This is a genomic window from Vibrio aerogenes (genome assembly GCF_024346755.1).
Classification (GTDB): Bacteria; Pseudomonadota; Gammaproteobacteria; order Enterobacterales; family Vibrionaceae; genus Vibrio; species Vibrio aerogenes.
In genome coordinates, this window is the sequence record NZ_AP024861.1 from 1063994 (window position 1) to 1075942 (window position 11949).

At 45.8% G+C, this 11949-nt stretch carries 12 protein-coding genes; 8 read left to right on the top strand and 4 right to left on the bottom strand.

The window, feature by feature from the left end:
- The first annotated feature begins 3 nt into the window (after positions 1–3).
- From OCV29_RS04915 to hycI, 8 genes are read left to right on the top strand one after another with little or no spacing between them, the layout of a single operon-like run.
- Entirely contained in the window at positions 4–1446 is a 1443-nt protein-coding gene (locus tag OCV29_RS04915) for a hydrogenase 4 subunit D (RefSeq protein WP_073604683.1), read from the top strand.
- Positions 1447–1457: 11 nt separating this feature from the next.
- Positions 1458–2105: a hydrogenase 4 membrane subunit gene (gene hyfE, locus OCV29_RS04920; RefSeq protein ID WP_073604684.1), complete on the top strand. Its 648-nt coding sequence runs from the start codon at positions 1458–1460 to the stop codon at positions 2103–2105.
- 4 nt (positions 2106–2109) lie between these two features.
- Positions 2110–3696 (top strand): hydrogenase 4 subunit F, encoded by a 1587-nt coding sequence (locus OCV29_RS04925; RefSeq protein WP_245796923.1) that lies wholly within the window; start codon positions 2110–2112, stop codon positions 3694–3696.
- A gap of 17 nt (positions 3697–3713) precedes the next feature.
- Positions 3714–5456 (top strand): hydrogenase large subunit, encoded by a 1743-nt coding sequence (locus tag OCV29_RS04930; protein ID WP_073604685.1) that lies wholly within the window; start codon positions 3714–3716, stop codon positions 5454–5456.
- Between the two features lie 13 nt (positions 5457–5469).
- Complete coding sequence (locus OCV29_RS04935; protein WP_073604686.1) at positions 5470–6042, top strand: formate hydrogenlyase complex iron-sulfur subunit; 573 nt, start codon at positions 5470–5472, stop codon at positions 6040–6042.
- On the top strand, positions 6039–6848 hold the full coding sequence (locus OCV29_RS04940) for an NADH-quinone oxidoreductase subunit B family protein (protein WP_073604687.1): 810 nt from the start codon (positions 6039–6041) through the stop codon (positions 6846–6848). The genes OCV29_RS04935 and OCV29_RS04940 overlap by 4 nt, the downstream gene beginning before the upstream one ends.
- Complete coding sequence (locus OCV29_RS04945; protein WP_073604688.1) at positions 6835–7263, top strand: formate hydrogenlyase maturation HycH family protein; 429 nt, start codon at positions 6835–6837, stop codon at positions 7261–7263. The genes OCV29_RS04940 and OCV29_RS04945 overlap by 14 nt, the downstream gene beginning before the upstream one ends.
- 2 nt (positions 7264–7265) lie before the next feature.
- Positions 7266–7724 (top strand): hydrogenase maturation peptidase HycI, encoded by a 459-nt coding sequence (gene hycI / locus OCV29_RS04950; RefSeq protein WP_073604738.1) that lies wholly within the window; start codon positions 7266–7268, stop codon positions 7722–7724.
- Between the two features lie 105 nt (positions 7725–7829).
- Here hycI and OCV29_RS04955 read toward each other — a convergent pair whose 3' ends face one another.
- The 4 genes from OCV29_RS04955 to OCV29_RS04970 all read right to left on the bottom strand — a co-directional run bounded on the left by OCV29_RS04955 (position 7830) and on the right by OCV29_RS04970 (position 11949).
- Complete coding sequence (locus tag OCV29_RS04955; RefSeq protein ID WP_139281628.1) at positions 7830–8030, bottom strand: hypothetical protein; 201 nt, start codon at positions 8028–8030, stop codon at positions 7830–7832.
- Between the two features lie 352 nt (positions 8031–8382).
- A complete protein-coding gene (locus tag OCV29_RS04960; RefSeq protein WP_073604690.1) occupies positions 8383–9744 on the bottom strand; it encodes an L-serine ammonia-lyase in 1362 nt (453 codons plus the stop codon).
- A 52-nt stretch (positions 9745–9796) separates the two neighbouring features.
- Positions 9797–11056 carry an aromatic amino acid transport family protein gene (locus tag OCV29_RS04965; protein ID WP_073604691.1) on the bottom strand — a complete coding sequence of 420 codons (1260 nt, stop codon included), beginning with the start codon at positions 11054–11056 and terminating at the stop codon, positions 9797–9799.
- Between the two features lie 215 nt (positions 11057–11271).
- Positions 11272–11949 (bottom strand): helix-turn-helix transcriptional regulator, encoded by a 678-nt coding sequence (locus tag OCV29_RS04970; RefSeq protein WP_073604692.1) that lies wholly within the window; start codon positions 11947–11949, stop codon positions 11272–11274.

Here is an 11949-nt window from a genome sequence, read left to right on the forward strand (position 1 = left end):
ACGATGGAGATGATAGGTTTATTTACGATTATCGTTCCTTTTATTGGCGCGCTTGTGATTCTGTTTTCACCGAAAACATCGGCGAAATGGATTTGTCAGATATTTGCAGCACTGGCGACCTTAGGAACCTGGTTTCTTGCCTCGCGATTTTTCGCATCAGGTGCGGAAACCCAAGCGATTCCACTCATGCAAATCGATCACATTTTAATTTTCGGATTAGTGGTTGATAAGGTCAGTACATTGATTGCAGCGGCGGTTGTCGGGCTGGGATTAATTGTTACTGTTTATTCTTTAGGTTATATGAGCCGGGGAAATAAGGAACATCCTCATGAGGGCGATCCGCGTTACTATATTTTCCTGCTGATATTTATCGGTGCGATGGCTGGTTTAGTTCTGTCATCAACAATCCTTGGTCAGTTGCTGTTCTTTGAAATTACCGGTGCATGTTCATGGTCTCTGATTGGTTATTATCAAACTCCCATTGCTTTTCGTTCCGCACTGAAAGCGCTGATTGTGACGCATATTGCATCATTAGGGTTGTTTTTAGCTGCTGCTCTGCTGTTTGTGAATACCGGAACATTTGAACTGACAGCCATTGCAGCACTGGATCCAACCACAAAAATGTTGGTGATGTTTGGCATTATGTTTGCTGCCTGGGGTAAATCGGCACAATTGCCTATGCATATGTGGTTACCGGATGCGATGAATGCACCGACACCAGTCAGTGCTTATTTACACGCGGCATCGATGGTGAAAGTCGGTGTGTATATTTTTGCCCGTGGCATTCTGTCTTCTGGCGGAAATATTCCGGAAGTGGTCGGGATAGTCGGTATTATTGGTGCGATGGTTACCATGATTTACGGTTTCCTGATGTATTTACCACAAAAAGATATGAAGCGCTTGCTTGCCTATTCCACAATTACTCAACTGGCTTATATCTTTCTGGCTTTATCCATGGCTGCGCTGGGCTCCTCTCTGGCGATGGACGGCGGGATTACATATATCTTTAACCATGCCTTTGCCAAAAGCTTATTCTTCTTAGTTGCCGGTTCGCTGAGTTATGCCTGTGGTACACGCATGTTACCTCAGATTCAGGGCCTGATTCGCCGTTCTCCACTGCTTGGCGTCGGTTTCTGTGTGGCTGCGATGGCGATTGCCGGTGTGCCGCCTTTTAATGGTTTCTTCAGTAAATTCCCATTGATTGAAGCCGGGTTCGGGCTGTCCTCTCAATACAGTTGGTTAACACCGGTATTGATCCTGGCGCTGGTTGAATCTGTCGCTACTTTTGGCTGGTTGCTGTACTGGTTTGGAAAAGCGGTCATCGGCGAGCCATCTGAGGTGGTTGAAGAAATTTCTCCGCTCCCTGTTTACATGAAAGTCACACTGATCGTGTTGATAGCCATGTCTGTTTTCTCGAGCGTGATTGCATCAGCATGGCTGAGTTAGGAGTGAAATAAATGGATAATCTAATGATTAACAACTTGGCGGGGCTGTTACTGGTGACTTCGTTTCTGGTCGTTATTGCCCGCAAGACTACAACAACTGCTTGTTTGTACTCTCTTCAGTCTCTTGTGCTGGTATTGCTCTTCTGGGCGATAGCACATGAATATGATGCGCATGCATTATATGACTGGTCAATTACTGCCTTTGTTACCAAAGTCGTTCTTTTGCCTGTGATTTTGTATGTACAGCTGGGAAAAATGCGTGATGAAAAAGCAGAGCGGGTTTTGATTCATCCGGTCTGGATCGGCAGTATTGTTGCTGCTATCAGTGTGATCTGTATGTATATCATTGAACCGGTCCACTTACCGATGGTTGCTGAGCTGAAACCGGTACTGGCAGTTTCTCTGGCTCATTTCTTTATTGGGTTGCTGTGTATTATCTCCCAGCGCAATATTCTGAAGCAGATTTTTGGGTATTGCCTGATGGAAAACGGTTCATCATTGATGTTAGCTCTGGTCGCACACAGGGCACCTCATTTGCTGGAAATAGGTATAACGATTGATGCGATTTTTGCGGTGATCTTTATGGTCGTTCTGGCCCGGTTGATTTTCCGTAAGCTACATACCTTAGATGGCAACCAACTGACTGTATTAAAGGGGTAGCGACATGATGTCATTAAATACTTATCTCCCGTATTTATTTGGGATTCCTTTTGCGGCAGCGGTCGTTGGATTGGTTTGTGCCTGTATTCAATCAGCATCACATCGCATTGCATCTTTCGCGCATGTGGTTAGTGTCGTGGCAACCTGGATGATTTCATGGACGCTGGCACTTCAGGTCTTTGAACACGGTGCGATGCATTCTGCCGGAGAATGGTTGCTTCTCGATGGACTTTCCGCTCTGTTCCTGGGGGTTTTGGGATTGGTTGCTCTGATGACCGGGATTCATTCTCTGGGCTATATTGGTCATGAATACCAGCATGGTGAGCTCAGTAGCCGGCAGGTTTCGGTTTATTATGGGCTGTTCAGTTTATTCCTCGGTTGCATGCTGGTTGCTTTGACTGCAAACAATATCATTATGATGTGGGTTGCGATTGAGGCTACAACGGTCAGTTCGGTATTTCTGGTTGGTATTTATGATCAGAGAACCTCTCTGGAAGCCGCATGGAAATATATCATGCAGTGTAGCGTTGTTGTTGCATTTGGCTTATTTGGTACGGTCATTACTTACGGAAATGCAGTCGCTGTTTTTGATAATCCGGAGCAGGCGCTGTTGTGGACGCAGATCAGAGATCATGCGCATTTATTAGATCCCCGGTTGATTCAAATCAGCTTCATTTTTATTGTGATTGGGTTCGGAACGAAAACGGGCCTGTTCCCAATGCATTCATGGTTGCCTGATGCGCACTCCGAAGCTCCCAGTCCGGTCTCCGGTTTGTTATCAGCCGGCCTGCTGAATTGTGCTTTGCTTGTGATTATCCGTCACTTTGTGATCACTTCTGATGTATTGGGGAGTGATTTTGCACGATTTATTTTGATCGGATTCGGATTTGCTTCTGTCGCCGTCGCTGTGCTGATGATATTGATCCAAAAAGATATAAAGCGGTTACTGGCATATTCCAGTGTTGAACATATGGGGTTGATCACTTTTGCTGTCGGTCTGGGGCCTTTGGGGATTTTTGCCGCGATGCTGCATGTGGTGAATCACAGTATAGGTAAGACGCTGATGTTCTGCGGCGCAGGGAATATCATGCTAAAGTACGGTACGCGTGATATGAATATTGTCAAAGGCGTCGTTCGGGTTTCTCCCTGGACAGGGATTTTATTTGGTGCTGGTGCACTCGCTCTGGCCGGTGTTCCGCCATTTAATCTCTTTATCAGTGAGTTTTTAATTATCTGTTCTGGTATTTATACCCAACATCCTTATCTGACCATTCTGTTGTTGTTGGTCCTCACACTGGCATTGGCTGGTTTTGCCCGGTTAGTTGCCGGGTGTGTTCTGGGCAAAGCACCTGATGGTGTGGAATCCGGTGAAGTTAATTATCTTACGGTGGCGCCTTTGGTCGTTCTTCTGATACTGATGGTATTGATGGGCACACATATTCCCGGTGTTTTATTACATGGGATTGATCAGGCAGTTCAGGTTGTCATTAACCAGCCACAGGGATCAATATTGCCATCACTTCATTTACCCTGGCAGGATGTTATCGGTGCAGGTACCGAATCGGCCATGCTTACACCTCAAAGTCACTAAGTTAGAGAGAATGTTGAATGGAAACTGTACAAACAAATCAATCGCAACGTCAAATTGGTAAGCAGTATGTCGAAGGCGTGCGTCATCTGTTCCCATCTGCAATCCTGGACGAGGCGTGGCAAACAGAGAATCAGGTCACAATCACCGTTAAAATGACCGCTTTGGTTGAGGTGATGAAATGGCTTTACTACGATCAGGGCGGCTGGCTGACGGTCTCATTTGGTAATGATGAACGTAGCCTGAACGGATGTTTCGGGGTTTATCATGCTTTATCAATGGAAGGTGAAGTGAAAAGCTGGGTGACGGTCAAAGTCCTGGTTGATGCGAATAGTCAGGAATTTATTTCTTTAACGCCACACATTCCGGCTGCGGTTTGGGGGGAGCGTGAAATTCGCGATATGTTCGGCTTGCACCCCGTTGGGTTGCCGGATGAGCGGCGTCTGGTTTTACCGGATGACTGGCCAGAAGACCTGCATCCATTGCGTAAAGATGCCATGGATTATCGCCAGCGTCCTGAACCAACCACAAGCACAGAGACTTACCCGTTTGTCAATGAACTCGGGAATGATTCAAACCGTATTGTGCCTGTTGGTCCGCTGCATATCACCAGTGATGAACCCGGACACTTCCGTTTATTTGTCGATGGTGAAGATATCGTGGATGCGGATTACCGGATGTTCTATGTGCATCGTGGTATGGAAAAGCTCGCTGAAACCCGGATGGGATACAATGAAGTTGGTTTTCTGGCCGACCGGGTATGTGGGATTTGCGGATTTACCCACAGTGTCGGTTATATCAATACCGTCGAAAACTCATTGGGCATTGAAGTGCCGGTCCGGGCGAAGATGATTCGTACCGTATTACTGGAGGTTGAGCGACTACACAGTCATTTGTTGAATATTGGTTTGTCCAGCCACTTTGTCGGATTTGACTCCGGGTTTATGCAGTTCTTCCGTATCCGGGAGAAAACAATGGAGCTGGCAGAGTTGCTGACCGGCGCGCGTAAAACTTATGGCATGAACCTGATTGGCGGGATTCGCCGTGACTTCCTCAAGGAGCAGCGGGTGAAAGGCCTGGCAGTTGTCAGAGAAGTCCGTAAGTCTTTTTCTGAACTGGTCGACATGCTGCTGGCTACGCCAAACATCGACAGCCGGATCTCCGGTGTTGGTATTCTGGCAAAAGATATTGCACGGGATTTCAGTCCGGTTGGTCCTTTGATTCGTGGTGCCGGTTTTGAACGGGACGTCCGGATTGTACATGGTCAGTCTCTGGAATCTTATGCCGATGTACCTATTGAGCTGCAACATATCGATACTGGTGATGTTCAGGCTCGGGTACTGGTCAGAATCCGGGAAGTATTTGATTCTTTGAATATTGTTGAGTTTGGTTTGGACCATCTGCCGGAAGGTGCCATCTTAACGGAAGATTTTGAGTATGTGCCGAATAAATTTGCACTGGGATTCACCGAGGCCCCGCGGGGAGAAAACATTCACTGGAGTATGACCGGTGATAATCAGAAACTGTTCCGCTGGCGTTGCCGGGCTGCTACTTATGCAAACTGGCCGGTCCTGCGTTATATGTTGCGAGGCAATACTGTTGCTGATGCGCCGTTAATTATTGGTAGTCTTGATCCATGTTATTCATGTACAGATCGTGTCACGATTGTGGATACAAAGAAAAAGCGGAGTCAGACCGTCCCATATAAAGCAATCGAGCAATACAGTGTGAATCGTAAGAATTCCCCACTGAAATCAATGTAGTTGAGGTGTCGCTATGTTTAAATTATTTAAAACCGTCTTAAAAACCGGTAACGCGACAGAAAAATATCCGTTTGCACCCTTTGAAGTGCAAACAGACTTTCGCGGAAAACCTGAACTGGATGCCAGTCAGTGTATTTCTTGTGGCGCCTGTACCCGGGCGTGTCCGGCAAATGCGTTGATTATGGAAACAGACGCAAATAAAGGCGTTCGTCGTTGGGAACTGTCTCTTGCCCGGTGTATTTACTGTGGACGTTGTGAAGAAGTCTGCCCGACACATGCTATTGAGCTGTCTGAAAAGTTTGAGCTTGCTGTGACCAATAAAGCTGATTTATATGAATCAGCAGAGTTTGAGCTGGCGGAGTGTTCATTGTGCGAGCGACCATTTGTGGCGAAAAAGCTATTGAATTATGTCGTTGACTCACTGGAGAATTCAGGCTTGACCGGAGAAGCTCTGATAATGCGCCGCCGTCAGCTGGAAACATGTCCGGAGTGTCGCCGGAAGGCTAATATGCTTGATGGGATTAATCTTACACCTGGCCGTCATTTTGCCGGAGAGAATGAAGTTCGTGTTGAGGAGGATGTGTGAAAGGTTTTAAGCAGTTAGCCGGGGCTAAGCATACGGAATCCGTCCCTGTTGAAGTTTCCCCCGATCATGAAAAATTAAAGCAGGTCTTACTCAAAGACATCAAACGCTCGGCATATGTGTACCGGGTTGATTGTGGGGGCTGTAACGCTTGTGAGATTGAAATCTTTGCCGCGACAACCCCTGTCTATGATACTGAGCGTTTTGGGATTAAAGTCGTCGCTTCTCCACGGCATGCTGATATTTTACTCTTTACAGGTGCTGTAACCCGCGCGATGCGGGCACCGGCTCTGCGGGCTTATGAAGCGGCACCGGATCCGAAGGTCGTCGTGTCTTATGGTGCTTGTGGTTGCGATGGTGGAATTTTCCATGATCTGTACTGTGTCTGGAGTGGTACAGATAAAATCGTACCGGTTGATGTTTATATTCCGGGATGTCCTCCAACACCAGCGGCAACACTTTATGGTTTTGCCGTTGCTTTAGGTCTTTTAGAGCAAAAAATGCATGCGAAAGATCATCAGGCCGATGCAGAACCTGCATCGCTGCGCCATACCGGTATTCCGCAAAATATCAGAGTGATGATTGAGCAGGAAGCCCGTTTACTGGCGGGTTATCGTCAGGGCAAACGCATTTCTGGTGAGCTGATGGACATTCTGGAACAGTGTGACGCGATGAATGTCGATGAAAAAATACAGGCCTATCTCCATGCACATGATGATCCCCGTTTGACGGAGATAGTTAATACGTTGATGCGCAAGGTCATGAAACAGCTTACCGGAGAGCAGGGAGGTTGCCATGGATGTAGCTGAGTCAAGACATTTGAACGGACAGGTCAGTTTTTATCGTCTGAGCCGTAAGTTTGTTGATGAAAGCGAGATGCCACAAGAAGCGAAACAGGTCATGTACTACAGTCTGGCGATTGGGCATCATTTAGGTATTGTTGATTGTCTGAAGTCAGAAATGGATTGTACCGGTCAGGAATATCTGGAGTGGATTCGTGCTCTGCCTGAAGACGGTGAAGCCTATCGTAAAATGAAAGGCTTTCTGATGTTTGGCGAAATTACCGTTTATCCGGAACACATAGATATGCTGGCTCTTGCTTTTGATCAGATTGATACTGAAAGACAATCAGAAAAATCCCGGGAACTGACCCGGGGTCTGTTGAACATTCTGACAGCCATCCATCATGAACCAACAATGTATTTAATGGTTCGGGGGGGGTGATGATGGCTCGTCAGATCCTTTTAACAGTCGGAAATTCAATGATGGGAGATGATGGTGCCGGGCCTTATCTGGCTAAGCTGTTTCATCAGAATCCTGTTGATGGCTGGGAAATCATGGAAGGCGGTACCATGCCCGAAGATACGCTGCATTTGATTCGCAAGATTAAGCCAGAGCACGTTCTGGTTGTTGATGCCGCTGATTTTGGTGAAAAAGCCGGAGAAATCCGGATTATTGATCCGGATACCATTGCGGATATGTTTATGGTATCGACGCATAGCCTGCCACTGAATTTTATGATTGATGAACTAAAGACTTTTGTGCCGACAGTCACTTTCATCGGAATTCAGCCTGCTGCGGTTGCTTTCGCATTTCCGATGACGGATATGGTCAAGTCGGCGGTCGAAACTATCTTCGAGCGTTTACCCGTATGGCAGGACGAAGCTGAGTTTGAACATTGCTGAGGTTGCAGCAAGACGTAAAAAAGGAAGGCTTGCCTTCCTTTTTTATTGCTTAATGAACTAATTGTATTGCTTAATGAACAAATGAGTTCGCTGTGGTTGATGTTGTTATGCAGGACTTTCCTGATTTTTCACCGGATAAAATACAATGATAAAGACCATGACAGTGAAAAAAATACCGAATGGTAAAGTCAGCATATGATCGGATAACTCGCCTTTCGCCATATATACAGCTGCGCGGGAATCATCAATAATTGATCCGGCAGCACACAGCATAAAGACAACAAATGATAAATAACGTTTCAACATGGGCCACTCCCCCGAATTTCCCTGAATTGAAGATAAGGTTCTGTGTTTCAGAAATGACACTTTCATTTTAAAAATTAAAACACCGGTTCATATTCTTCATTTGTGACGATGAAGTAAAGACACAAAATCAGTAAATATATTTGATGAAATGAATCTGATAAATTAATGATTTATTGATATAAATCATCCTGAACCGGTACGATGAGTCAAAGAAAACGTTGATACCCAAATCTCACTGAACACCGCATCCTGGGGATAATCAGAGCCCGCTGATGTCGGTGAATGTTGAGATCAGCCATTCTCCATAAGAATGATATTTCATCAGAATGGCTGTGTTATCGGGAAGTGTGACTTAACAGATGACCTTAATGGCTAAACCACCCTGAGATGTTTCGCGGTATTTTTTATTCATATCTTTACCGGTTTCAAACATGGTTTCGATCACCTTATCCAGAGAAACTCTTGGGTCGGATGAGCGTCTCAACGCCATCCGTGCAGAGTTAATCGATTTTACAGCGGCAATACCATTGCGCTCAATGCATGGAATCTGAACCTGACCAGCAATGGGGTCGCAAGTCAGTCCCAGATTATGTTCCATTGCGATTTCTGCTGCAATACACACCTGTTCCGGACTTCCGCCCATCAGGGCTGTCAGGCCAGCAGCAGCCATTGAACAAGCCACGCCAACTTCTCCCTGACACCCGACCTCAGCACCTGAAATCGAAGCGTTTCGTTTATAAAGTCCGCCAATCGCACCTGATGCTGCGAAGTAGCGAATATAATCTTTTTCGGTGACAGTCTGGATGAATTTGTTGTAGTAAGCTAAAACCGCCGGGATGATGCCGCAGGCACCGTTGGTTGGTGCTGTGACAACCCGTCCTCCGGCTGCGTTTTCTTCGTTGACCGCAAAAGCAAACATATTCACCCAGTCAATCACTGACATGGGATCACTGGATGTCGACTCTGCCGTTAACAGTTGCTGACGAAGTGCCGCTGCACGGCGTGGCACACGCATTGGGCCGGGTAAAATACCTTCCGTATGCATGCCCCGTTCCATACATTCACACATAGTTTTCCAGATTTGGGCATAGTAAGTGTGAATTTCTTCATCAGAATGTAATGCTCTTTCATTTTCCATGACCAGGGCACTGATAGAATAACCGGTATCTTTGCACTGTTTGATCAGTTCATCCGCGCTCTTAAATGGATAAGGGACCTGAACTCCTGACTCTGTTTCCCTGCCGAAGTTTTCTTCATCGACAATAAAGCCACCACCAATGGAGTAATAGGTTTTAGAGTAGACGTTTTCGTCTTCAACCCAGGCATGCAGCTTCATGCCATTTTCATGTAATTCAAGATTGGTTTTATGGAATGTAATCCCGGTCTCTTTAGGAAAAGAAACCGTATGACAATGCATGCCAACCGGCAGACGTTCTGTTTCTTCAACTCTGGCAATAAAGCCGGGAATACTATCGATATCAACTTTTTCCGGGGTGTTACCGGCAAGTCCCATGATGATGGCTATATCCGTATGGTGACCTTTGCCTGTCAGTGATAATGATCCATAAATATCAACAGTAATTTTGGTGATTTGACGAAGTTTACCCATTTCACGCAGATCGTCGATGAACTCTTTTCCTGCTTTCATCGGGCCAACAGTATGCGAACTGGATGGGCCAACGCCTATTTTATAGATATCAAATACACTAATCATTCAGATTTCCTCGGACAGCCCCGAAAAGCGGGGCTGGTTAATACTTAATTAATTAAAGCGCGCCATAGATGACAGATGAAATTGCTGCCAGGCCACAAATTGTTGTAAAAATTTGAACAGGGAACGATGTTCTGTATTTTGCCATGGCAGGCACTTTGAACATGGCATAGATTGGCAGCAGGAACAGAATTGCGGCAATCATTGGGGCGCCCATGGTTTCAATCATGCCCAGAATACTTGGGTTGATAATGGCAACGATCCAGGTCGTCAGAACAATAAAGATCAAAGACACTTTTTCAATTTTACTGACCGGAATGTCTGAACGGCTTTTCACTAAACCAACCAATCCTTCATGGGCTCCCAGAAAGTGACCAAAGTAGCTTGATGTAATGGCCGCAAAGGCAACGATTGGACCCATGTACGAAATCACCGGTGAATCCTGTACATTTGCCAGATATGAAAGAACCGATATGTTTTGTGCTTTTGCCTGTGCAAGCTGTTCAGGTGAAAGAGACAGAACCACAGAGAAAACGAAGAACATGACAAATCCCATCAGCATCATGGCTGCACCGCCAGTGATTGAATCTGTTTTTTGTACGGCATTGTCACCGTGTTCTAGACGTTGCTCTTTTGTGAACTGGCTGATCACCGGACTGTGATTGAAAGAGAATACGATGATTGGAATCGCCAGCCAGATGACGGAAGGCATTGCGCTCCAGTCCGGTGCGACATCGATCATGGACGTATTCCATTCAGGAATCAGATAGAAGGATAATGCCAGCAGGATGAATACCAGTGGGTAAACAACGGCAGAAGTTGCTTTGAGCATCAGTTGCTTACCAAAGACAACACCGGCTGTCATGGTCAGAATTAATCCGCCGGACAGAAGCCAGCGGGGCAGTGATTCCATGCCCAGCTGATTGACCAGAAAGGAATCGACGGTGTTGGTGATGCCGACACCGTAAATCAGAACAATTGGATAAATTGCGAAGAAGTATGCAAAAGTGATGAGGTTCGCACCGGTTTTTCCGAAATGTTCTTCAACTGTGTCTGTGATATCTGCATTTTTGTTCTTTGCAGACAACACAAAACGTGCCAGTGATTTATGTGAAAACCAGGTCATTGGCGCCGCCAGTAAAGCCAGAAATACTAATGGCCAGAAACCGCCGGATCCTGCTTTGATTGGTAAGAACAGGACACCAGCACCGACTGCAGTACCAAACAGTGAAAGACACCAGGTAAAGTCTTTGTATGTAAATTTGTTTCCCGTTTGGCTTGGTGAGGGTAACGTGGATGAAATAGTAGAGTTCATATCAGGCTCGCTCGTTTTTGTCAGGAGTTATGTACCCCGGTGGGGCATCAATTTGTATCGGTTATCTCAGTATTGTTATTGTCTTACCTTCACCTTTTCGGGTTCAGTAAGGATACAGTTGTTCCGGAAATGTCCGGAGGCATTCATGAGTACTTCCCTGATATGTCCTGATTATTTTTTTCCATCCTGGTGATATGTCCTTATCTTTACTGCTGTTAAGATCTGAACTCACGAATATATTTGTAAATCGCATGACGGGTGATACCCAGCTGGCTGGCAACCTGTGTTGTTGCTTCTTTCAATTCAAAAATACCGTTTTTGAATAAAACCCGGGTAATCGCTTTGTTTTTTCCTTTCGATGTCACGCTATTGTCGTTTTCAACGTCTGCAATTGCATGATTTAGTGCATTCTCAATGACTTCTTTTGGCGAAGCACTGAATGTTTCATGTGCTTCTGATTGCATTTTTGTCATATCCGGAACCAGTGTTTTCAGAATTTCTGCCATTGGAAACGACAAATTGACATTGATACAAAACAGTCCGACCGGCTTTTCGTTTTCGCCAGTCAGAACACAAGTTGTCGACTTCAGTACTGAACCGTCTTTTGCTGTAGTGAAGTAGCTTTCGGGCGTCATATTGCCCGTTTTTTCAAACTGATTAAGCATTTTCAGCCCCATATCCGTGATCGGAGAACCAACTTTCCGCCCGGTATGGTGCCCATTGACGATTTTTACGACTGAATGTTCAAAACTTTCGAAAGAATGAACAACCACCTCACAATGTGGCCCGATGAGTTCCGCGATGGTCTCTGCTAACCGGAAGTTAGAAGTCAGACAAGCCCGATCCTGTTCGGTGAATCTTGTATTGAATGACTTATATTTTGATACAACCAT